This is a genomic window from Arthrobacter sp. zg-Y1116 (assembly GCF_024385485.1).
In the GTDB taxonomy this organism is placed as follows: Bacteria; Actinomycetota; Actinomycetes; order Actinomycetales; family Micrococcaceae; genus Arthrobacter_B.
This window is the reverse complement of sequence record NZ_JANFLR010000004.1, coordinates 332,098-354,328: the sequence shown is the minus strand read 5'-3', so window position 1 is coordinate 354,328 and position 22,231 is coordinate 332,098. Positions and strand designations below refer to the sequence as shown.

The 22,231-nt window shown below is 65.5% G+C and carries 20 protein-coding genes; 4 read left to right on the top strand and 16 right to left on the bottom strand.

Translation table 11 applies throughout. The features are described from left to right. Window positions 1–65: 65 nt before the first annotated feature. From NNX34_RS13100 to NNX34_RS13025, 16 genes are all read right to left on the bottom strand, one after another. Complete coding sequence (locus tag NNX34_RS13100; protein ID WP_370647274.1) at window positions 66–1,481, bottom strand: S8 family serine peptidase; 1,416 nt, start codon at window positions 1,479–1,481, stop codon at window positions 66–68. Continuing rightward, the gene (locus tag NNX34_RS13095; protein WP_255766955.1) at window positions 1,478–2,455 is read right to left on the bottom strand and encodes a Ppx/GppA phosphatase family protein; all 978 of its coding nucleotides are present in this window, start codon (window positions 2,453–2,455) and stop codon (window positions 1,478–1,480) included. The genes NNX34_RS13100 and NNX34_RS13095 overlap by 4 nt, the downstream gene beginning before the upstream one ends. Continuing rightward, the gene (locus tag NNX34_RS13090; protein WP_227924235.1) at window positions 2,452–3,117 is read right to left on the bottom strand and encodes a DUF501 domain-containing protein; all 666 of its coding nucleotides are present in this window, start codon (window positions 3,115–3,117) and stop codon (window positions 2,452–2,454) included. The genes NNX34_RS13095 and NNX34_RS13090 overlap by 4 nt, the downstream gene beginning before the upstream one ends. A gap of 64 nt (window positions 3,118–3,181) precedes the next feature. After that, the gene (locus NNX34_RS13085; RefSeq protein ID WP_255766954.1) at window positions 3,182–3,670 is read right to left on the bottom strand and encodes a septum formation initiator family protein; all 489 of its coding nucleotides are present in this window, start codon (window positions 3,668–3,670) and stop codon (window positions 3,182–3,184) included. Between the two features lie 538 nt (window positions 3,671–4,208). After that, window positions 4,209–5,495, bottom strand: coding sequence for a phosphopyruvate hydratase (gene eno / locus NNX34_RS13080; protein ID WP_255766953.1), 1,287 nt, complete (start codon window positions 5,493–5,495; stop codon window positions 4,209–4,211). Window positions 5,496–5,665: 170 nt separating this feature from the next. Continuing rightward, window positions 5,666–6,352 (bottom strand): MazG nucleotide pyrophosphohydrolase domain-containing protein, encoded by a 687-nt coding sequence (locus tag NNX34_RS13075; protein ID WP_370647273.1) that lies wholly within the window; start codon window positions 6,350–6,352, stop codon window positions 5,666–5,668. Next, the gene (locus NNX34_RS13070) at window positions 6,345–7,484 is read right to left on the bottom strand and encodes an adenosine deaminase (RefSeq protein WP_255766952.1); all 1,140 of its coding nucleotides are present in this window, start codon (window positions 7,482–7,484) and stop codon (window positions 6,345–6,347) included. Before NNX34_RS13070 ends, NNX34_RS13075 begins: the two co-directional genes overlap by 8 nt. Window positions 7,485–7,503: 19 nt before the next feature. Beyond that, window positions 7,504–8,172: a DedA family protein gene (locus NNX34_RS13065; RefSeq protein WP_255767258.1), complete on the bottom strand. Its 669-nt coding sequence runs from the start codon at window positions 8,170–8,172 to the stop codon at window positions 7,504–7,506. A gap of 368 nt (window positions 8,173–8,540) precedes the next feature. Then, complete coding sequence (locus NNX34_RS13060; RefSeq protein WP_255766951.1) at window positions 8,541–9,830, bottom strand: thymidine phosphorylase; 1,290 nt, start codon at window positions 9,828–9,830, stop codon at window positions 8,541–8,543. 2 nt (window positions 9,831–9,832) lie between these two features. Continuing rightward, window positions 9,833–10,249 carry a cytidine deaminase gene (locus tag NNX34_RS13055; RefSeq protein WP_255766950.1) on the bottom strand — a complete coding sequence of 139 codons (417 nt, stop codon included), beginning with the start codon at window positions 10,247–10,249 and terminating at the stop codon, window positions 9,833–9,835. A 90-nt stretch (window positions 10,250–10,339) separates the two neighbouring features. After that, on the bottom strand, window positions 10,340–11,626 hold the full coding sequence (locus tag NNX34_RS13050) for an ABC transporter permease (RefSeq protein WP_255766949.1): 1,287 nt from the start codon (window positions 11,624–11,626) through the stop codon (window positions 10,340–10,342). Next, complete coding sequence (locus NNX34_RS13045; protein ID WP_370647061.1) at window positions 11,623–12,972, bottom strand: ABC transporter permease; 1,350 nt, start codon at window positions 12,970–12,972, stop codon at window positions 11,623–11,625. Before NNX34_RS13045 ends, NNX34_RS13050 begins: the two co-directional genes overlap by 4 nt. Next, the gene (locus NNX34_RS13040; protein WP_255766948.1) at window positions 12,969–14,531 is read right to left on the bottom strand and encodes an ABC transporter ATP-binding protein; all 1,563 of its coding nucleotides are present in this window, start codon (window positions 14,529–14,531) and stop codon (window positions 12,969–12,971) included. Before NNX34_RS13040 ends, NNX34_RS13045 begins: the two co-directional genes overlap by 4 nt. A gap of 129 nt (window positions 14,532–14,660) precedes the next feature. Beyond that, on the bottom strand, window positions 14,661–15,749 hold the full coding sequence (locus NNX34_RS13035) for a BMP family protein (protein WP_370647272.1): 1,089 nt from the start codon (window positions 15,747–15,749) through the stop codon (window positions 14,661–14,663). Window positions 15,750–16,039: 290 nt separating this feature from the next. Beyond that, complete coding sequence (locus tag NNX34_RS13030; protein WP_255766947.1) at window positions 16,040–17,230, bottom strand: amidohydrolase; 1,191 nt, start codon at window positions 17,228–17,230, stop codon at window positions 16,040–16,042. Window positions 17,231–17,330: 100 nt separating this feature from the next. Further along, on the bottom strand, window positions 17,331–18,467 hold the full coding sequence (locus NNX34_RS13025; RefSeq protein WP_255766946.1) for a mannose-1-phosphate guanylyltransferase: 1,137 nt from the start codon (window positions 18,465–18,467) through the stop codon (window positions 17,331–17,333). A gap of 225 nt (window positions 18,468–18,692) precedes the next feature. Between NNX34_RS13025 and sdhC the strand changes: the two genes are divergently transcribed. The 4 genes from sdhC to NNX34_RS13005 all read left to right on the top strand — a co-directional run bounded on the left by sdhC (window position 18,693) and on the right by NNX34_RS13005 (window position 22,169). After that, entirely contained in the window at window positions 18,693–19,070 is a 378-nt protein-coding gene (sdhC, locus tag NNX34_RS13020; RefSeq protein WP_146363726.1) for a succinate dehydrogenase, cytochrome b556 subunit, read from the top strand. A gap of 6 nt (window positions 19,071–19,076) precedes the next feature. After that, entirely contained in the window at window positions 19,077–19,559 is a 483-nt protein-coding gene (locus NNX34_RS13015) for a succinate dehydrogenase hydrophobic membrane anchor subunit (protein ID WP_227924224.1), read from the top strand. 67 nt (window positions 19,560–19,626) lie between these two features. Further along, window positions 19,627–21,393, top strand: coding sequence for a succinate dehydrogenase flavoprotein subunit (gene sdhA / locus NNX34_RS13010; protein WP_255766945.1), 1,767 nt, complete (start codon window positions 19,627–19,629; stop codon window positions 21,391–21,393). Beyond that, a complete protein-coding gene (locus NNX34_RS13005; RefSeq protein ID WP_146363732.1) occupies window positions 21,393–22,169 on the top strand; it encodes a succinate dehydrogenase iron-sulfur subunit in 777 nt (258 codons plus the stop codon). Before sdhA ends, NNX34_RS13005 begins: the two co-directional genes overlap by 1 nt. The last annotated feature ends 62 nt before the right edge of the window (window positions 22,170–22,231 follow it).

Here is a 22,231-nt window from a genome sequence, read left to right as displayed (position 1 = left end):
TAATCCTACCTGAGTTTGTGAAAGTCTTCACGAACCATTTGACAAACCGGGAACCGGGCCTTTCGCTATCGGATCCCGGCCTCGTCCAGGGAGTCCGCTTCGGTGTTCCGGGTCCCGCCGGCTGTCTTGCCCCGGCGTCGAACATGGGTCACATGCACCGTGCCGGCCACCAGGAGGGCCACCAGGAGCCCGCCGAATCCGAGGATGACGACGGCGGGAAGGTTGCCGTCCGCGGCAACCGGCTCCTGCGCCACCGGCACCGCCGGCTCCGGCAGGTCCGGGACCGTGGGGGCGGGAATGTCCGCGGCGCCGGGCGGCTCCTCCGCCACCCGCCGGTGCACGCGGATCCACTCGGCAATGGTTCCCAGCGGGTTGCTGGTGACCGAGGGAACGTCGGCGTTCACTGCGGCGTTGGCGTCCAGGATTCCGTAACCGTAGATAGTGTCCGTACCGGGGTCCCCGGCGTCCCGCGCGGTGCTGACAATCCGGTTGATCACATCCGCCGCGCTCATTTCCGGGTGGGCAGCACGGATCAGTGCAGCGACGCCGGAAACCAGCGGCGCCGCCCCGGAAGTGCCTTCCCATGTCGCATACCGGGATGTGTTCCCGGGCATCCCCCCGATCAGGTCTTCGGCAGGAGCGGCAACACCAATGCTGATGCCTTCGGAGGACGAGTCCAGGCTGGCCTCGCCCTGCCGGTTCAGGCCGGCCACGGTAAGTACGCCCGGAATGGTGGCGGGTGCTCCCACCTGGGTCATGCCCCCACCGCGGTTGCCGGCGGCTGCGACCACCACCACGTCGTTCTGTTCGGCGTAGAGGAAGGCGTCATCCCAGCTCTCGGGCCAAGCTGTCGAGGTACTGCCAAGGGACATGTTGATGACCTTGGCGCCGTTGTCCACGGCCCAGCGGACGGCGGCGGGGATCTGCGTGTCAATCGGAACTCCGCCGGGATTTGTTCCGCCGATCCAGGTGGAAACGGCGAGGATCTCTGCCTCCGGGGCAACGCCGATAATGCCGTCGGGGCGGTCGGCGGGCTTGTCCTTGTCCTTGTCCTCGCCCTCCTTCTTCTCCCCTTCGCCGGCTTCCTTGTCCTCCTGGGGTTTCTCGTGCCCCCGGCCCGCCAGCAGGGTCGCCACCAGCGTTCCGTGCTCGGGTGTGCTGCCCAGGCCCTTGGCGCCCTGCGGGTCGCCTGCTCCTGATACATCGAACCCTCCGGCGACGGCGCCGGCAAGGTCGGGGTGAGTGGCATCGACGCCGGTATCGATCACGGCCACCTTCACTCCTGCGCCCTTGGTGGTCTTCCAGGCCTCGGTCACACCGTAGTCGGTAAGCCAGTACTGTTTGTCCCGCCATTCATCGGCCTGCGCCGGAGCAGGTGCCAGAAGCGGCAGCGCCACTGCTGTGCAGAGCGCTGCGGCAGCGGCCCTCAGGCGTGCTGCGCCTCCCCGGCGGCGGCCTGGGGCGGTTCCCGTTGCCCTCACGCGCTCAGCGCAATGCCGTCAAGGATGTCGTGTTCGCTGGCGAACGCCGTGGCCACGCGGCCGTCGGTCAGTTCGTCGATGCGGTCCACGATGGTGCGCCAGATCAGCGCTCCGGCCCCGATAACGTCCACGCGGCCCGGATGCATGTACGGCAATGCTGCCCGCCCGGCACGGTCCTGCCGCAGCAGGGAGTCGGCCGTCTCGTCAATCCGTTCCCGGCTCAGCTCGGCCCCGTGAATGGCCTCGGGAGAGTACTCCGCCAGGCCCAGGGCTGCAGCGGTGACGGTGGTGATCGTCCCGGCCACCCCCACCAGCCGATCGGCTTCGGCCAGCGGCACGGTGACCAGCGCGGACGCAATCATGTCCAGGATCTCGGTGCGTGCGGACGCGATTTCCGCTTCGGTGGGTGGATCCGACAGGAGGTACCGTTCGGTAAAGCGCACGCAGCCCATATTGGTGCTTTTCGCCGCCAGGACGCCGGTGCCGTCACCGAGGACGAACTCGGTACTGCCGCCGCCCAGGTCCACCACGAGTGTCTTGGCGCCGTTGCCGTCGGCGAAGACGCTTGCCGCACCGGCGAAGGAAAGCGCAGCCTCCTCATCTCCGCTGATCACTTCGGGTTCCACGCCAAGGCGTTCGCGGATTCCGTCTACGAATTCCTGCCGGTTTTCGGCGTCACGGCTGGCGGAGGTGGCAACGAACCGGATGCGGGATGCACCGTGCTCGCGGATCAGGGCGGCATACTCATCAGCCGCGGCAAAGGTGCGTTCCAGCGCTTCCGGGGCCAGCCGTCCGGTGGCATCCACTCCCTGTCCCAGCCGGTTCACCCGCATCAGGCGTACGACGTCGGTGAGCCGGGCTGCGCCGCGCTCGTCCCGGCTGATGTCCGCGATGAGGAGCCGGATGGAGTTGGTGCCGCAGTCGATGGCTGCAACCCGCACGCTTTCCGCGCGGTGACCTTCCTGGCCTGTCACAGTTCCCCCTCGTTCATTGCGGCATCCGTTGCCTGCCGGCGTGCGGCCTTCTTGCTCTCGAGCTCTTCCGGGCTGAGGCCCTGCGTCTTCGTGTGGCGGCTGAGGTCACGCGCGGGAGCGGGAGCTGCAGTGTCCCAAGCACCTTCGCAGTAGCAGCGGTCGGTTGTCCACCACTGTTCAATAGCGGCCAGCGCTTCGTCGCCCAGCGGATTAACCCCGGGACCGGCGGCCAGGGAATGGCCCACCAGCACGTGCAGGCACTTCACGCGGTTGGGCATCCCGCCGGCGGAGACACCGTCGATTTCCGGTACCGGACCGGTCCCAGTGCGCTCCCCGATCTCGTCACGGACCCGGAGGTAGTGTTCATGGGCGCTGCGGTACCGCTGCGCCAGCTCCGGGTCTTCCTCCAGCCGGCGGCTCATATCGGTCATCAGGCCGGCGGCTTCCAGCCGGGATACGGCAGCTGTGATGACCGGGTGCGTCAGGTAATACGTGGTGGGGAAAGGTATGCCGTTGCTCAGCCGGGGGGCCGTGGTGGCTACCAGAGGGTTGCCGCAGACGCAGCGTGCGCCGATTTCGACGACGTCGCGCACCGGGCGGCCAAGCTGCCGGCTCAGGGTTTCCAGGTCTTCCTGGGTGGGGGCGAGCTGGTCCTGGGTCATGCAGGAGGTTCCTTCCGTGGGGGCCGGCGAGGGCCCCGGGCTGCTTCTTCTATCAGCCTCCAGATTACTGTGCCGTGGCGGATTTCTTGACCGAGTCCCACAGCGAATCGACCCACTGCAGGTCTTCGGGCTCTTCTTCGGCAGCAAGCTCCTCTGCCTGCTCCACACCGTTTTCACCCTTGACCAGGTACCGTTTCTCCCCCGGCATCACCAGGAAAATGCGGTCCCGTGCCTGCTGCTTGATGTAGGCAGGGTCTTCCCAGCGGCCCAGCTGGACTTCCAATTCGGCCTGTGTTGCTTGGGCCTCGGCAATCTCCGTCTTCATCACGGCGATCTCCGAGCGCTGCTGGAGGTACGTCCGTACCGACGGTGCCAGCAGGACGGTGATGGCCACCATCACCATGGCCAGGACCAGCAACCGTCCGGAGAATGCCTTTGCAGGTACGGGACGCAGCTCATCGGGAGCTTCCACCTCCGGCACAGCTGCGGGGGCTTTGGATTCGGGTGCCGGATCGGACTTGCGGCGGATCGCGCCGGAAAGCTGGGAGCGCACTGCTGCGCGGGCGTCCGATGCCGACAGCTTCCCGAAGCGCTGGTTCCCCGGCTGGGCGCCGGCCTTCGAAGCTTCGGTTTTCCGGGCCGCCGGCTGCTTTGGCGCAGCCTTGGGTGCCGGTGATTTGTCAGCTGCAGCCTTGGGCGCTGCAGCTTTCGGGGCCGCGGCCCTGGGCGCAGCAGACCTGGGCGCTGCAGCCTTGGGCGCTGCAGCCCTGGGGGCAGCAGCCCTGGGGGCAGCAGCCCTGGGCGCCGCCGTCTTCGAGGCGGCCGGCTTCGCCGTCACCGGTTTCGACGCGTTGCCTCCGCTGGCTTTTACCCTGTCCGGGTTCGCTGGGGCCGCGGGCCGGGGCACCTTGGGGCGTCGGGTTGGCATGCGCTTCCTGTCTAAATCGGTGCTGTCAAAAAGGCGGGGCAGGCGGTTAAAAACAACCGCGGGCGGGTTCCCTCCTATGAGGTTACCCACCCGCGGTGTTTGGAGCCTGTTCCGCAACGCCTACGGTCCCGGAATCGGGCCGGCATCCGCTGCGGCGGTACGGCTACTTGGCGTTGTTGAAGCGCGGGAAGGCGCTGCGCCCTGCGTAGCGTGCGGCGTCGTCCAGCTCCTCTTCGATGCGCAGCAGCTGGTTGTACTTGGCCACGCGCTCGGAACGGGCCGGAGCGCCGGTCTTGATCTGGCCGGCGTTGGTGGCAACGCAGATGTCGGCGATCGTGGTGTCTTCGGTCTCACCCGAGCGGTGGGACGTGATGGTGGTGTAACCGGCGCGCTGGGCCATGGTGATGGCGTCCAGGGTTTCGGACAGGGTGCCGATCTGGTTGACCTTCACCAGCAGCGAGTTGGCGGCGTTGTTCCGGATACCGGTTTCCAGCCGTGACGGGTTGGTGACGAAGAGGTCATCGCCCACAATCTGCACCTTGTCGCCGATGGACGCGGTCAGGGTCTTCCAGCCGTCCCAGTCCTCCTCGTCCAGCGGATCCTCGATGGAGACCAGCGGGTAGTCGCGGACCAGTTCTTCGTAGTAGGCGGACATTTCCGCCGCGGTCCGGTTCTGCCCCTCGAAGACGTACGAGCCGTCCTTGAAGAATTCGGAGGCTGCCACGTCCAGTGCCAGGGCAATGTCGTTGCCCGGTACGTAGCCGGCACGCTCGATGGCTTCGATGATCAGGTCCAGGGCGGCACGGTTGGAGGGCAGGTTCGGAGCGAAGCCGCCTTCATCGCCAAGACCGGTGGAGAGGTTCTTTTCCTTCAGCACGGACTTGAGGTTGTGGTAGACCTCAACGCCCCAGCGCAGGCCCTCGGAGTAGGTCTGGGCACCCAGGGGAACAATCATGAATTCCTGGATGTCGACGTCGGAATCGGCGTGCGATCCGCCGTTCAGGATGTTCATGAGCGGCACGGGCAGGATGTGCGCGTTGGGACCGCCGAGGTAGCGGTACAGCGGCAGTGCAGCGGACTCGGCGGCGGCACGGGCCACGGCGAGGGAAACGCCGAGGATGGCGTTGGCGCCCAGGCCGGACTTGTTCTCGGTGCCGTCCAGGTCAATCATGGCCTGGTCGATGGCACGCTGGTCGGCGGCATCGAACCCGAGCAGTGCCGGCTGGATCTGTTCGATCACGGCTTCAACGGCCTGCAGTACGCCCTTGCCCTGGTAGCGGTTCTTCTCACCGTCACGGCGTTCGTTGGCTTCGAAAGCGCCGGTGGAGGCGCCGGAGGGAACAGCCGCGCGGCCGAAGGTGTCGTCGTCGAGCAGCACCTCCACCTCGATGGTGGGGTTGCCGCGGGAATCAAGAATCTCGCGGGCATGGATGGCATCGATGATGGCCATTGAATTGCTCCTGTTCATTGGAACGATTGGGGAGAAAACCGCGTTGCTGCGTGGGCAGCAAGTCACAGTGTCTGCCTCTTAGCCTAATAGAATCACGGCTCCGAGTAAGGTCCGGTGAGCTGAATCACGGATATTGGGGATCTCTTCGGCACAGGCCGGCACCGCCGGAATCAGGTGCCTGCGTCTTCGGCTGTGTACCGGCGGACCGCTGCCCGCAGGGCCGTTTCGGCGTCAAGCCCCTGCTCCGAGGCGCGGCTGACGAGCGAAAACAACACGTCACCGAGCTCGTTTTCATCGGAAAACTCCACAGTGGAGGCCGGCTCCGGTGGCTCCCGGCGTCCGGCACGGCGTGCCCGGGAGAGGGTCTTGGCGGCCAGGAGCAGCGCCGGCAGGCCGGCCGGAATTCCTTCGAACGGCGAGGTCCGGGAGGGCGTCTCGGCTTTCTTCGCCTCGTCCCATGCCTGTTCAATTGCCGCAATACCGGAGTCCCCGCACTCTTCCCGGAGGCTGCCGTCGGGGCGGAAGACATGCGGGTTGCGGCGGATCATCTTGGCGGTGAGGAAATCGATCACGTCTGCGACCGAAAAGCTGCCGGATTCCTGCTGCAGGCGGGCATGGAGCATCACCTGCAGCAGCACGTCGCCGAGTTCGCCGCGTAGTTCCTCAGCGCGCCCGGGACCGGATGTTCCGCCTTCCACCGCTTCAACGAGCTCGTACGTTTCCTCCACGAGGTACTCGAGCAGGGATTCGTGGGTCAAGGCCCCGGTCCAGGGGCAACGTTCCCGGAGGGCACCGATGACCTCGGCGAGGCGGGTAAACCGCTCGCCGAGGTCATCGGGAAGGGGGATTTCAGCCACGGGCGCGGTTGAATCCCTCGGTGACGTAGGCCGAAAGCGCGGCACGCTCGTCCAGCGGCAGGAACGCCGCGTTGACGGCGTTCATCGTCAGTTCCAGGACATCGTCGAGGTCGTAGTCGAAGGTGTCCATCAGGAGCTCGAACTCGCCGGTGAGCGTCACCGAGCTCATCAGCCGGTTGTCCGTGTTGACGGTGACGGCGAATCCCGTCTGGTAGAGCAGGTCGATCGGGTGGGTTTCAATGTCCTCGCCGAAGGAGGCAACGGCACCGGTCTGCAGGTTCGAGGACGGGCACACCTCCAGGGCAATACCGCGGTCGCGGACCCAGTTGGCCACCCGGCCCATGCTCACGATGCCCACTTCGGGTTCGTCCGGCGTGCCGTTGTCCTCGAATTCGACGTCGATGTCCTCGGCAATCCGCACGCCGTGACCCAGCCGCAGTGCCCGGCCGTGTACCAGGGCATCCACGATGCTCTCGATGCCGGCTGCTTCTCCGGCGTGCACCGTGGCCGGGAACTGGTTTTCGGCCAGGTAGGTGAAGGCGTCTTTAAACCGCGAAGCCGGGAAGCCGTCTTCGGCACCGGCGATATCGAAGCCCACGGCGCCGGAGTCGCGGTGCCGCACGGCCAGCTCGGCAATTTCCATCGCACGGTCCGCGTGCCGCATGGCGCTGATCAGCTGGCCCACTTGGATGAAGCTGCCGGCGGCTTCCGCGTTCGCAACGCCTTCTTCGATGCCGGCCTGCACCGCTTCGACGGCTTCGTCCAGGCTCAACCCTGCCTGCACATGCTGTTCCGGCGCCCAGCGGACTTCCGCGTAGACCACTCCGTCAGCTGCGAGGTCTTCGACGAATTCGCGGGCCACCCGCACCAGGCCCTCGTGCGTCTGCATCACGGCGATGGTGTGGTCGAAGGTTTCGAGGTAGCGCTCCAGGGATCCGGAGTCCGCCGAATCGCGGAACCACTCCCCCAGTGCGGCGGGGTCGGTGCTCGGCAGGGTGTGGCCGACGGCGGCGGCCAGCTCAATGATGGTGGCCGGACGGAGGCCTCCGTCAAGGTGATCGTGCAGCGATACCTTCGGCAGGCTGCGCACGTCGAGGGAAGAGGATTCGGGGAGGTTTGTAGGCTCAGTCACACGGCAACTCTACGGTGTTTCAGGCGGCCTTCTGCGTGCTCTCGTCGTCATCGGCGTTCGGCATGTCGTCCGCTGCCGCGTGTGCCGTCCCCGCTGCGGAGCCCCGGACCATGGTGATGATGCGGTCGATGACCAGGCCCAGGACAAGGGCACCGGTGACACCCACCGCCACGCCGAGCAGGTGGTGCTCGTTGAACCAGGCACCGGCTATCGCGCCGATGGCCACGCTGTAGGCCGCCCAGACAATCCCGGAGATCGCGGTCAGGGAGATGAACCGGCGTCGCGGGAATCCTGTCGCGCCTGCGGTGAGGTTTACTACCACGCGGCCAACCGGGATGAACCGGGCCACGAGGATCAGCGACATGGAGCGTTTGTCGAGTTCATGGCGTGCCCATGTGAAGGAACGGCGCATCTTCGGCGTGCGCATCCAGCGGAACCTTTCGGTCCCGATCCAGCGGCCCAGGAGATAGGCAAGGTTGTCGCCAAGGAACGCTCCCAGTGCTGCTGCGGGAATGATCAGCCAGATATTCACGCCGGCGCCGCTGAGCGCCAGCGATGCCAGCGCGACCACCAGTGACTCGCTGGGCACCGGCGGGAAGAAGCCGTCGATCAGGCAGCAGGCCAGGAGCCCGATGTAGACCCACGGCGAACCCGCTGTGGAGAGGATGAAGTTGTTTATGCCGTCCACTGTGGCACTGAGAATGTCCAACAGCTGCCGCTCCTTGAAATAAGCTACCTAGGTCCTTTACAAGCATGCCACGCAGATACAGCTGCCTGCGGCGAACCTTCCGGGCGACGCGCCCTCCTTCACCCGCCCCGGAGGGACGTGGAGGAGACCCCACCAGCTGAGGGGCATCGCTCCCGATAGCCCCCGGCCGGCGCGCCGGACCCGAAGGGCCGCGGAGGGCCCCGGAGGAAGGCGGCTTTAATATTTCCTGCGAGCTCTGCGAGCACGGAAATTTCGTTGCCGCCGTTCCGGGGCCTGTAGGGCCCGCAGGGCCCGGCACCCCGCGCCCCGGCACCCCAGGGCGCCGGAAGCAACGAGGCCCCGAACCCCTAGCTGATCCGGTCGATGATCAGCTTCCGGGCCGGACGCGACCCCTCGGGGGCAACGACGACGGCGTCGGCCAGTGCTTCGCGCGCCCGGTCGAACTTTTCGGGGGTGTCGGTCAGCAGCGTCATCAGCGGCTCACCGGCCCGGACGACGGCGCCCGGCTTGGCATGCATAACGACGCCGGCACCGGCCTGGACCGCGTCTTCCTTGCGGGCACGCCCGGCGCCAAGGCGCCAAGCTGCAACGCCTACGGAGAGGGCATCGAGTTCCACCAGCACACCGTCGGCGGGCGCGTAGATGGTTTCGGATTCGCGGGCCACCGGAAGCGCAGCATCCGGATCGCCGCCCTGCGCGGAGATCATCCGGCGCCAGACGTCCATGGCACGGCCGTCCTTCAGTGCTGCTTCCGGGTCGGCATCGGGCTGCCCGGCAGCCGTGAGCATCTCCCGGGCCAGGGCCAGGGTGAGTTCCACGACGTCCTCGGGTCCGCCGCCGGCAAGGACGTCCACGGACTCCTGCACCTCGATGGCGTTGCCGGCAGTCAGGCCCAGCGGCGTGGACATGTCGGTCAGCAGGGCCACCGTGTTTACGCCGGCGTCCTTGCCCAGGGCCACCATGGTCTCGGCCAGTTCACGGGCGCGGGCTTCGGTCTTCATGAATGCGCCGCTTCCGACCTTGACGTCGAGCACCAGCGAACCCGTGCCTTCGGCGATCTTCTTGCTCATGATCGAGGAAGCGATCAGCGGGATGGCTTCCACGGTTCCCGTGACGTCGCGCAGCGAGTACAGCTTCTTGTCGGCCGGAGCCAGTCCGGCACCCGCTGCACAGATGACCGCGCCGACGTCGCGCAGCTGGGCCATCAAGGCGTCGTTGGTCAGGGCGGCCTGCCACCCGGGGATGGCTTCGAGCTTGTCCAGGGTGCCGCCGGTGTGGCCCAGCCCGCGGCCGGAGAGCTGCGGGACGGCAACACCGAAAACGGCCACCAGGGGTGCCAGCGGGAGGGTGATCTTGTCCCCCACACCGCCGGTGGAGTGCTTGTCCGAAGTGGGTTTCCCGAGGGAGGAGAAGTCCATCCGCTCCCCCGAATTGATCATGGCGGTGGTCCACCGGGAGATTTCCGCCCGGCTCATGCCGTTGAGCAGGATGGCCATGTTCAGCGCGGCCATCTGTTCGTCCGCGATTGCTCCGCGGGTGTAAGCGTCGATGGTCCAGTCAATCTGTTCCGGGCTCAGTGTGCCCCGGTCCCGCTTGATTCCGATGATGTCTACGGCGTCGAACTTTTCAGCGCTCATGTTTATTTGTCCTGCCCTTCGAGGTGCTGCGGTCCAAAAGCATCCGGCAGGACTTCGTCCATGCTTTTGATCCCGCTTACTGTCATCAACTGCATGCCCGGTGCCCGGAATTCGTAGAGCAACTGCCGGCAGCGGCCACACGGCATCAGGACATTGCCGGAGCCGTCCACGCAGGCGAAGGCGGCCAAGCGGCCGCCGCCGGTCATGCGCAGCTGGCTGATCATTGAACATTCTGCGCACAGAGTCAGCCCGTAGGAGGCGTTTTCGATGTTGCAGCCGGAAACGATCCGGCCGTCGTCGGTAAGCGCCGCGGCACCCACCGGATACTTCGAGTAGGGCACGTAGGCGTGGGCCAGGGCCGCGCGTGCGGTTTCCAGGAGCTGGTCCCAGTCCACCTGGCCGGGGGTCGTCTGTGTCATGTCTTCCTTCCAATTGGGTTTCCGGTCCGGTCGGACCGGAAACCAAGAGGGACCTGCCGCCGGTTTCCCGGCAGCAGGTCCCCCTGAGAGCTATCCCTTGATGTAGGGCACGCCGCTGGCAGCCGGTCCGCGGGACTTGCCCACGACGCCGGCCACCGCGAAGATCGTCACTACGTAGGGCAGCATCGACAGGAACTGGCTGGGCACCGGGGTACCCAGCAGGCCCAGGACGTACTGCAGGTTCGTGGCAAAGCCGAACAGCAGGGCCGCGGCTGCGGCACCGAGCGGGTTCCAACGGCCCAGGATGAGGGCCGCGAGGGCAATGTAGCCCTGGCCGCCGGTCATGTCCTGGCCGAAGCTGGAGACCGATACGAGGGTGAAGAACGACCCGCCGACGCCGGCCACCGCGCCGGCGAGCAGCACGTTGGTGAACCGGGTCCGGTTGACGTTGACGCCCAGGGTGTCGGCCGCCTTGGGATGTTCTCCGACTGCACGGGTACGCAGGCCCCAACGGGTGTGGAACAGCCCGAAGTAGACCGCGGCAACAGCGAAGTACATCAGGTAGCCGATCAGCGACTGGTCGAACAGGATCGGTCCGATGATCGGGATGTCTGCCAGGAACGGGATCCGGATGTTCGGCAGGCGCGGCGCCGAGTTCAGTTCCGACGGGTTCGCGCTGAGCACGGTGGAGAAGAGGAAACCGGTGAGGCCGGACACGAGCACGTTCAGCACGACGCCCACGATGACCTGGTTGACCACGTACTTGATGCTGAAGACTGCCAGCACCAGGGAGACGAGCACACCGGCAACGGCTGCTGCCAGCAGACCGACGAAGGCGCTGCCGGATACGGTGCCGGCCACTGCGGCGGCAAAGGCGCCGAAGAGGAGCTGGCCCTCGATGGCGATGTTGACCACGCCGACGCGCTCACACAGGACGCCCGAGAGCGAACCGAAGATCAGCGGCACGGCCAGGGTGATGCTGCCGGCAAGGAGTCCGTAGAGGGCGATGTTGGGCGTGCCTGCACTGCCGACGGACCAGGAGAGGAACGCCGCCACGAACACGACGCCGAAAATCACCGGGAGCCAGAGCGGCAGGCGCCGCCCCGACCGGACGAGGACGAAGGCCCAGGCAGCGGCCAGGACGAGCACGATTGCGCCTGCCCAGCCGAAAGCCTTGGCGGAGAACACCAGGTCCGGCAGCGTGATGGCCGCCCCGGGGTCGGTCAGTCGGAAGGTGACGTCGGTGGCCGGAGCCCCGAAGGCGAAGAACACCAGGGACAACAGGGCGAGCACGCCCAGCAGGATGGGTGTTTTCCAGCTGCGCACAAGTGTGGCGGGCGCCGGGTTCAGCGCGGGGGTGGTGGTTGCGGTGCTCATGCTGCTCCTCCGGCACTTGCGGCGGGCTTGCGGGCGGAGCGGAAGGCTCCGGGCGGCGGGATCCTGAACAGCGAACGCACCAGCGGCGGGGCCGCGATGAACAGCACGATCAGGGACTGGACCACCAGGACAATGTCGATGCTGGTACCGGTGTTGGTCTGCATGGCGACACCTCCGGCGCGGAAGGCGCCGAAGAGCAGGCCGGCAGCGAAGGTTCCCCACGGCGTCGAGCGGCCCAGCAGCGCCACCGTGATGGCGTCAAAGCCGAAGCTGGCAGCCACGTCGGTGGTCAGCACGCGCTCGGTTCCGGAGACCTGGGACACGCCGGCGAGGCCGGACAGGGCGCCGGCGATGAGCATAACCACCACGTAGCCCTTCGTGGTGCTGATGCCGGCGTTTCGGGCGGCGTCGGGGTTGGCGCCCACGGCACGCAGTTCGAACCCGATGGTGGAGCGGTTGAGCAGCCACCATACGAAGACCGTGGCCGCGATCGCCAGGATGAAGCCCCAGTGCAGGCGGAAGTCAGAGCCGAACAGCTTGGGGAACATGGCACTGTCAACCAGCAGCGGGCTGATCGGGTTGTTGCTGCCCTCCCGCTGGAAACCGGGAGTGGTGAGCAGGAATGCGACCAGCTGGATGGCCACGTAGTTGAGCATGATGGTCACGATCACTTCGTGGGCACCCGTGCGGGCCTTCAGCAGGCCTGCAATGCCGCCCCAGATGGCTCCGCCGAGCAGGCCGGCGATGATCACCAGGAGGATGTGCAGCCCTGCGGGCAGCTGCCAGGTGAACCCGACCCACGCCGCCAGTGTGGCGCCGATGATGATCTGGCCCTGCGCACCGATGTTGAACAGGCCGGCACGGAACGCCAGCGCGACGCCGAGGCCGGCGCAGATCAGCGGGGTGGCGGTGGTCAGCGTCTGGGTGAGGGGGTAGATCGCACGGGTGAAGGACTCAGCCTCCAGGTTGATGATCGACCCCTGGAAGAGCGAGTAGTACGCTCCGGCCGCCGCGTCCCAGGCCGCGGCGAAGAAATCGCCGGGACGGTTGAACAGGTAGCCGGCTGCCTCGGTGGCTTCCTCGTTGGTCAGGGCGATCAGCACCCCGCCCACAATCAGGGCCATCAGGACGGCGAGGACGGATACCAGCCCGTTTCCGGTCACGATCCGCTCGAGGACGCCGCGACGGGCGTCCAGCTCCGGCAGGATGGTGCTGCCGACGGCGGCGGCGGGCGGCGCCAGCTGGCCTCCGGCGGTCTCCGCAGCTACTTCGAGGCGTGCCTCGTCGGCAGCCGAAATCTTGCGGTCTGGTGCTGGCCCACCAGTGGTGGACTTTTCCGGGCTCACTGCGCCCCTCCCTCAATAATTGGTGTTTCCTCGGGCGCGGCCTCTCGGGCCAGCGCCTCGTCGGCGGTCATGCCGGCCATCATCAGGCCCAGCACATTCCGCGATGTGCCGCCGGGCACAATGCCCATCAGGCGGCCGCCGTACAGCACGGCAATGCGGTCACCGAGCTCCAGGACCTCGTCCAGTTCGGTGGACACGATCATCACCGGCGTGCCGGCCTCCCGTTCGGCGATGATCCGCCGGTGCAGGAATTCGATGGAACCAACGTCCACCCCGCGGGTGGGCTGGCTGGCGATGAACAGCGAGAGCGGCCGGGACAGTTCCCTGGCCATAACCACCTTCTGCTGGTTGCCGCCGGACAGTGTGCCCGCCGGGGTGGCAGCAGTCTGGGTACGGATATCGAACTCGGTGATCTTTTCCTCGGCGTTGGCGCCGACCACCGCAGGCTTCATCGACAGGCCGCGCGCAAACGGCGGCTCGTCATAGCGGTTGAGGACCAGGTTTTCGGCAACCGAGAAGGTGCCGACCAGTCCGTCCACGTTGCGGTCCTCGGGGACGAAGCCGACACCGGCGTCGATGATCTTGTGGGTCTTCATGCCCACGAGTTCCCGTCCGTCCAGCTTGATGGAGCCGGTCACGTGTTCCTGCAGGCCCATGACCGCTTCGGTGAGCTCGGTCTGGCCGTTGCCCTGCACACCGGCAACGGCAAGGATTTCGCCCTTGGCAATGCCGAAGCTCAGGCCGTTAACCACCGGCTGGCCGCCCGCGGAGACAACCGTGAGGTTCTCCACCTGGAAGGTCTCTTCACCCGGAACGGCCGGAGCCTTGTCCAGGCTCAGGCTGACCGAGCGGCCCACCATCAGCGCTGCAAGTTCCGTAGTGCCGGCGCTGGGTTCTGCGGAGCCGACTACCTTGCCGCGGCGGATTACCGTGATGACGTCGGAGACGGCCTTGACCTCGCGGAGCTTGTGCGAGATGAAGACGACGCCCTTGCCGTCACTGGTGAGCTGGCGCATGATGCCCAGCAGTTCGTCCGTTTCGCGCGGGGTAAGGACGGCGGTCGGTTCGTCGAGGATCAGGACTTCTGCGTCCCGGATCAGCGCCTTGATGATTTCCACGCGCTGCTGGACGCCGACGGGCAGGTCCTCCACGAGGGCATCGGGGTCGACGTCGAACCCGTACTGGTCCGAGATTTCCCGGATACGGCGGCGGGTTTCGTCCAGGTTCAGCATTCCGGCGAACCGGGTTTTTTCGTTTCCCAGGGCCACGTTCTCGGCCACGGTAAAGACCGGTACCAGCATGAAGTGCTGGTGCACCATGCCGATGCCGGCGGCCATGGCATCCGAGGGGCCGCTGAAGGTTACCGGTCGCCCGTCGATGAGGATCTGTCCCTCGGTCGGCTCGTAGAGGCCGTAGAGGACGTTCATCAACGTCGATTTACCGGCGCCGTTCTCGCCGAGCAGGCTATGTACCTGCCCCGGCTCGACCACGAGGTCGATGTGGTCATTGGCTACCAGCGAACCGAATCGCTTGGTGATGCCTTGAAGCTCGAGTTTCACAAAACCCCAACCAATCTGTTCTAAAAAGTGCTGTGTGGGAGGTAGGGCTGTCCGGCACAGACAAACCGCCATGTCCGGCAGTCGCAACTGCGGGGCATGGCGGTTGTCTGAGGGCAGTTCGGTCCGCTGTTACTGCTGCGGGCTGGACTCGGATTCGATCTTGATCTCACCGGAGATGATCTTGGCCTTCAGGTCCTCGACCGCGGACTTGACCTCTTCGGGGACGTTGGCTTCCTGGTCGTGGAACGGTGCCAGGTCGACGCCGCCGTTCTCCAGGGTGCCCACGTACGGCTCGGCGCTGAAGTTGTCTTCGGTGGACTCGGTGATGACGTCCTCGACTGCGTCGCCCATCAGCTTCATGACCGAGGTCAGGATGAATTCCTGACCGATTTCCGCGGTCTCATATCCGTCGGAGTCAACCCAGACCGCGCGGACGTTCTTGCCGCCTGCGTTGGCCTCGACCACGGCTTCCATGGTGCCCAGGCCCACCGGACCGGCGACGGGCATGATGACGTCGGCGCCTTCGTTGATGAAGTTCTGCGTCAGGGTCTTGCCTGCGGCACGGTTGTCGAAGCTGTCGACGAAGGAGTCAGCGCCGAGGAGCTTGACGTCCTTGCCGTTCTCCTTGTTGAAGTACTCAACGCCCTGGGCGAAGCCCTCCATGAAGATGGTGACGGTGGGGATGTTCATGCCGCCGTAGGTAGCGACGGTGCCGGTCTCGGAGGAGCCTGCAGCGACGTAGCCGGCAAGGAAAGCTGCCTGGGCCGTGTCGTAGATGATCGGCTTGACGTTGTCGAGCTCGATGGCGTTGTCATCGACGATCGCGAAGTTCACGTCGGGGTTCGCTTCGGCAGCGGCCTTCGTGGCGTCGGAGAGCAGGAAGCCGACGGTCACGGTCAGGTCGCAGCCGGCCTGGACCATGCTGTCAACGTTGTTCGTGAAGTCGGTGGGCGCCTGGGACTCAGCGTCGCGGGTCTCGATGCCCAGGGAATCCTTCGCCGCCATCAGGCCTTCGTAGCTGGACTGGTTGAAGGAGCGGTCATCCCAGCCACCGGCGTCGGAAACAATGCAGCCGGTGAAGTCGCTGTTGGCTGCTTCGGAGCCGCCTTCTTCCTCTTCCGGTGCAGCACCGCAGCCGGAAAGCAGGAGAGCTGACACGCCGAGCATGGCGGCGGAGACGCCTGCGTTGCGCTTAAAGCTGCGCGGGTAATTCTTCAATGTTCCTCCAGAAAAGAAATGGTTTTCGCCGAACGGTGCCCTTGAAGGTGCAGCGTGTGGCGCAGCGCTCCGTCCGTCGTTGGACCGCAGCAACATAACCATAATGTGTCGGAGGCAACACCAAGTCCAAATCCGGTGCTGGTGGAACATTGTTTACATGTTGTTATCAAACGGGCACTTCCGGCCTGAACCGGGCTGATATGGTCCCGCCCCGTTCACATGCGCAGCGGCAGCCGCTATTGTGTCGCCAGGTTACGCGGGCCCGCAGGGCCGGAACGGCCGCGGCTGATTCAGTGCCGCAGGCCCCGGGCGGCGCGGAGTGCGGCCGCCGCCATCACGCTTACGCCGCAGCTGATAGCCCGTTCATCCGGGTTGTAGTCTCCGCGGTGCAGATCGAAGGTTTCCCCGCCCGGCGAACGTGTGCCAAGCCGCATCAGGGCGCCCGGAACCGCCTGCGTCATCCAGGCAAAGTCCTCCCCGCCCATCGACTGCGGGGCCAGCACGACGGCGTCTTCGCCCAGTTCGGCGCGGGCCGCCGCTTCGATCAGGCTGATCTCGGCGTCGGCGTTAATAACCGGGGGAACGCCCCGGATGTGCTCCAGATGCACGTCGACGCCGAACGGCGCCGCGATTTCCCGAACCACCTTGTCCAGCAGCTCTCCGGCGGCGTGCCAGGCCTCGGCGTCGAGGCAGCGCATGGTGCCGGCCATGAATCCGTGTCCGGGAATGGCGTTGGGTGCGGAACCTGCGTGCATCTGCCCCCACACCACGGAAACACCGCTGCGCACGTCGATGCGGCGGGAGAGCACGGCCGGAACACTGACGGCAATCTCGGCCAGCGCGAAGACCAGGTCCTCCGTCAGGTGCGGGCGGGAGGTATGCCCGCCGCGGCCGCTGAGTTCGATCCGGATGGTGTCTGACGCCGAGGTAATCGCGCCGATGCGGGTGCCTACCTGCCCCACATCCACCCGGGGGTCGCAGTGCAGGGCCAGGACGCGCGGGACACCGTCCAGGGCTCCCTGCTCGATCACCGAGAGGGCGCCTCCCGGCATGACTTCTTCGGCCGGCTGGAAGATAACGCGCACCCGTCCGCCCAGCTGGCCGGCGGCGTCGAACCCTGCGAGCACCTTTGCCACGCCCAGCATCACCGTGGTGTGGATGTCATGGCCGCAGGCATGGGCTATGCCGGTGTTCTCCGAGGCGTACGGCAGCCCGGTCTCCTCCAGCACGGGAAGGGCGTCGATATCCGCCCGGACCGCCAGGCGGACGGGGCCCTCACCGATGTCCACCACAACGCCCGTGTTGTCGAGTCGCTTGGGCGTCAGGCCTGCATGCTCCAGGGCTTCTACAATGCGGTCGGTAGTGCGGAATTCCTTATGCGAGAGCTCGGGATGCGAGTGCAGGTCCCGACGGAACTCGATCAACCCGCCCAGGAGCGGCGCCACACTCCCCTGTATTGAGGGGATTGGCGAATTGCTCAAAGGGATAGTCTGCACAACCTCAAGGTTAGCCAATTCCGGAGCCAAAACGGGAATGTGCGACGCCGGAAACGACGCTGCGTGACGGTGTTCCGCGGACGGCCTACAGGACGTCGGTGTCGCCGCTGGCCTTCAGGTGTTCCACGGCTTTCTTGACTTCCTGCGCGTGTTCCTTGGTGGTCACCAGCAGGGCGTCGGGTGTGTCCACGATGACGATGTCCTCGATCCCGATCAGCGCAATGACACGCTTGGTATCGGAGACGACTATCCCGGAGGCGTTTTCGGAGTAGACGCGGGCGCCCTCCCCCATCACCGTCAGGTTGCTGTTTTCCGCTGCGGGGTTCAGGCGGCCGATCGCGGCGAAGTCGCCTACATCGTCCCAGCTGAAGGCGCCTGGGATCATTGCGACGTCGCCTGCTGCGGCCGCCGGTTCAGCGACGGCATAGTCAATGGCGATCTTTGGCAGCGTGGGCCAGACCCGACGGACCACTTCGCGGCGGCGGGTGGTGTCCCAGGCGTCGGCGATTTCCATCAGGCCGGCGTAGAGCACCGGCTCATTGGCTTCCAGGTGCTTGAGCATCAGGTCCACAGGGGCCACGAACATTCCGGCGTTCCAGCTGTAGCTGCCGCTGTCCAGGTACGTCTGCGCAACGTCCGCGGACGGTTTCTCCACGAACTCGACCACGGCGCGCGCGGTCGGTGCGCCGGCAACCCGGAGCTGCTCGCCGGCACGGATATAGCCGAATCCGGTGGACGGGTGCGTGGGTTCGATGCCGATGGTGACGATATATCCCTGCGCCGCGGTGTGCACGGCTTCCCGGACGGCGGCCTGGAAGACCTCCACGGGGGCAATGACCTGGTCTGCGGCGAAGGATCCCATGATGATCTGCGGATCCCGCTTGTAGAGGATCGCCGCTGCAAGGCCGATCGCTGCGGCCGAATCCTTCGGCTCGAGTTCCAGGACCAGGTTCTTGTTGGAGATTTCGGGCAGCTGCTGCCGCACGGCCTGCCGGTGCACGGCCCCGGTCACCACCATGACGCGGTCTCCGCTGAGCGGGCTGAGGCGCTCGTACGTGGCCCTGATCAGGGTGGACCCCGAACCTGTCAGGTCATGCAGGAACTTGGGTGCGGCCGCACGGGAAAGGGGCCAAAGGCGCGTCCCGACGCCGCCCGCCGGGATGACCCCGTAAAAACGGTCAAGAACGGACGCAGTGTCTGCTTGTGGCTTTTCGTTACTCATCACAGCCAAGATTAGCCCAGCCGGTCGGCGAGCATCAGGAACCACCCCCGATACAGCGTTTGCGCTGCGGGTTCAATGTAATCAGCGTCACACCATAGGCGAACCTAAATTGAAACCCCGGTCACGCAAGCCTAGATTATGGTAGAGCTTATATCGCTGTCGCACCGGCGTCATCACTGCGTGGAACACGCGCTAACGCCGCTGCGATGCAGGGAGGAAAATTCAGTGTCGAAGTTACCAGCAGGCACTCTCTACCGTGGCCGTGAGGGCCAATGGTCGTGGGTTGTGCACCGTATCACCGGCGTGGCGATCTTCTTCTTCCTTTTGGTCCACGTTCTGGATACGTCTTTGGTGCGCGTTTCGCCGGAGGCCTACAACGTGGTGATCGAATCCTACAAGAACCCGATTATGGGCCTCGGCGAGCTTGGTCTCGTTGCGGCCATTGTGTTCCATGCCTTCAACGGCCTGCGTGTAGTCCTGATCGACTTCTGGAAGAAGGGGCCGAAGTACCAGCGCCAGATGCTCTGGGGCGTTGTTGCCCTGTGGGCCGTTACGGTTATCGGCTTCTCTATTCGCCACCTGCCCAACGTCTTCGGGGGTTAATAACCAATGAGCACATCTACTAACGAAGCGCACGCCCTCGAAGCACCCCGTTCAGGACGCATCGCCCCGCGCTACACGCGCAATTCATCGGGCCGCGGCAACTTTGAAATGCTTGCGTGGCTGTTCATGCGCGTCTCCGGCGTGATCCTTGTTGTCCTGATCTTCACGCACCTGTTCATGAACCTGGTCCTGGGCGACGGCATCCATGCCGTCGACTTCGGCTTCGTTGCCGGCAAGTGGGCGAGCCCGCTGTGGCAGGTCTGGGACCTGGTCATGCTGTGGCTGGCCATGCTGCACGGCACCAACGGCGTCCGCGTCATCATCAACGACTACGCAGACAAGAAGGCCACGCGCATGTGGCTCAAGACTGTCCTCTATGTCGCGACCTTCGTGATCATCGTGCTCGGCACCCTGGTGATCTTCACCTTTGACCCCTGCCTTGCAGGCGCCTCGGCTGAGACGCTCCAGGAGTTCTGCGGCGCCAGCTAAGGCCTGCGCAGGACAACCAGGGTACGCCCACGAATTTCTAGTAGTTTCAACAGAAAGAGCATCTGCTATGCAGGTCCATAAGTACGACGTCGTCATCGTCGGCGCAGGCGGCGCCGGTATGCGTGCCGCCATCGAATCAGGTCAGCGCGCACGTACGGCGGTACTGACCAAGCTGTACCCCACCCGCTCCCACACCGGTGCGGCACAGGGCGGCATGTGCGCGGCCCTGGCCAATGTCGAAGAAGACAACTGGGAATGGCACACCTTCGACACCGTCAAGGGCGGTGACTACCTGGTGGACCAGGATGCAGCCGAGGTCATGGCCAAGGAAGCCATTGACGCCGTGCTGGACCTGGAAAAGATGGGCCTGCCGTTCAACCGCACGCCCGAAGGACGCATCGACCAGCGCCGCTTCGGCGGGCACACCCGTGACCACGGCAAGGCACCGGTACGCCGTGCGTGCTACGCCGCAGACCGCACGGGACACATGATCCTGCAGACGCTCTACCAAAACTGCGTCAAGCACAACGTTGAGTTCTACAACGAGTACTACGTCCTGGACCTCATCACCGTCGTCGACCTCGACGGCCAGAAGCGGGTAGCGGGCGTCATTTCCTATGACCTCGCCACCGGCGAGCTGCACATCTTCCAGGCCAAGTCCGTCGTGTTCGCCTCCGGCGGCGCCGGCAAGGTCTACAAGACCACGTCCAACGCGCACACCCTCACCGGTGACGGCATGGGCATCGCCTTCCGCCGGGGCATTCCCCTGGAGGACATGGAGTTCATCCAGTTCCACCCGACCGGCCTGGCCGGACTGGGCATCCTCCTCTCCGAGGCTGCCCGCGGCGAAGGCGCCATCCTCCGCAACTCCGAGGGTGAGCGCTTCATGGAGCGCTACGCCCCGACCATCAAGGACCTGGCGCCGCGCGACATCGTGGCCCGTTCCATGGCCAACGAGGTACGCGAAGGACGCGGCTGCGGCCCGAACAAGGACTACGTCCTGCTGGACCTGACGCACCTGGAACCGGCGCACATCGACGCGAAGCTTCCGGACATCACCGAGTTTGCCCGCACCTACCTCGGTGTGGAGCCCTACACCGAACCGGTGCCGGTGTTCCCCACGGCGCACTACGTGATGGGCGGCATTCCGACCAACATCAAGGCCGAGGTACTCCAGGACAACGACACGGTGATCCCCGGGCTGTACGCGGCCGGCGAAGTCGCCTGCGTGTCCGTGCACGGTTCCAACCGTCTGGGCACCAACTCGCTGCTGGACATCAACGTCTTCGGCAAGCGGGCCGGCATCTACGCTGCCGAATACGCCCTGACCGCCGATTTCGTCGACCTGCCGGAGAACTCCGAACTGGACACGGTCAATCTGCTGGACCACGTCCGCAATTCGGAAGGCACTGAGCGTGTCTCCGAAATCCGCCGGGACCTGCAGAACACCATGGATGCCAACATGCAGGTCTTCCGCACTGCGGAGACCATCCAGCAGGTCCTGACGGACATCGCTTCCTTCGAGGAGCGTTACCAGAAAATCAGCGTCCAGGATAAGGGCAAGCGCTTCAACCTCGACCTCCTCGAGGCCGTGGAGCTGGGCTTCCTCCTGGAACTGGCGAAGGTCATGAGCGTTGCCGCCCTGCACCGCACCGAATCCCGCGGCGGACACTTCCGCGAGGACTTCCCGGAGCGCGACGACGAGAACTTCATGAAGCATTCCATGGCCTACAAGGTTGACGAAGCCGAGAATGCCGAGCACACCGCCGGCATTCGGCTGGACACCAAGCCGGTCATTTTCACGCGCTACGAGCCGATGGTGAGGAAGTACTAATGACAACCGAAATCGCCGAGCCGGCCTCGAAGGTAGAGCTCCCCGAGTCAGTCGGCGGAGAGATCCCCTCGTTTGAGATCACCCTGAAGGTCCGCCGCTACAACCCCGAGGTTTCCGACGAAGCCTACTGGGATGAGTGGAAGCTGACCATGTACGGCACGGACCGCGTGCTGGACGCACTGCACAAGGTCAAGTGGGAGCACGACGGCTCGGTTTCGTTCCGCCGTTCCTGCGCCCACGGTGTCTGCGGCTCCGATGCCATGCGCATCAACGGCCGCAACCGCCTGGCCTGCAAGACCCTGCTGAAGGACCTGGACACGTCCAAGCCCATCCTCGTCGAGCCCATCAAGGGCCTGCCGGTGGAAAAGGACCTGATCGTGGACATGGAGCCGTTCTTCCAGTCCTACCGCGAGATCATGCCGTTCCTGGTGACCAAGGGCCACGAGCCCACGAAGGAACGCCTGCAGTCCGCCGAGGACCGTGAGCGCTTCGACGACACCACCAAGTGCATCCTCTGCGCCGCGTGCACGTCCTCCTGCCCCGTCTTCTGGACCGACGGCCAGTACTTCGGCCCGGCGGCAATCGTGAACGCGCACCGCTTCATCTTCGATTCGCGTGACGACGCCGGAGATATGCGCCTGGAGATCCTGAACGACAAGGAAGGCGTGTGGCGCTGCCGCACCACCTTCAACTGCTCGGAAGCATGCCCCCGCGGCATCCAGGTCACCAAGGCCATTTCAGAGGTCAAGCAGGCCATCCTGGCCCGTTCCCTCTAAGTACTTCCCCGCGCAAGGCGCCGGTAAGCGGATTCCTCCGCTTACCGGCGCCTTTTGCGTAC

Coding starts and splice junctions, on each gene's coding strand:
- NNX34_RS13055 (WP_255766950.1), bottom strand. CDS start 10,249: ATGACACAGACGACCCCCGGCCAGGTGGACTGGGACCAGCTCCTGGAA.
- NNX34_RS13060 (WP_255766951.1), bottom strand. CDS start 9,830: ATGAGCGCTGAAAAGTTCGACGCCGTAGACATCATCGGAATCAAGCGG.
- NNX34_RS13090 (WP_227924235.1), bottom strand. CDS start 3,117: ATGACCCAGGACCAGCTCGCCCCCACCCAGGAAGACCTGGAAACCCTG.
- NNX34_RS13025 (WP_255766946.1), bottom strand. CDS start 18,467: ATGAGTAACGAAAAGCCACAAGCAGACACTGCGTCCGTTCTTGACCGT.
- eno (WP_255766953.1), bottom strand. CDS start 5,495: ATGGCCATCATCGATGCCATCCATGCCCGCGAGATTCTTGATTCCCGC.
- NNX34_RS13015 (WP_227924224.1), top strand. CDS start 19,077: ATGAGCACATCTACTAACGAAGCGCACGCCCTCGAAGCACCCCGTTCA.
- NNX34_RS13050 (WP_255766949.1), bottom strand. CDS start 11,626: ATGAGCACCGCAACCACCACCCCCGCGCTGAACCCGGCGCCCGCCACA.
- NNX34_RS13005 (WP_146363732.1), top strand. CDS start 21,393: ATGACAACCGAAATCGCCGAGCCGGCCTCGAAGGTAGAGCTCCCCGAG.
- sdhA (WP_255766945.1), top strand. CDS start 19,627: ATGCAGGTCCATAAGTACGACGTCGTCATCGTCGGCGCAGGCGGCGCC.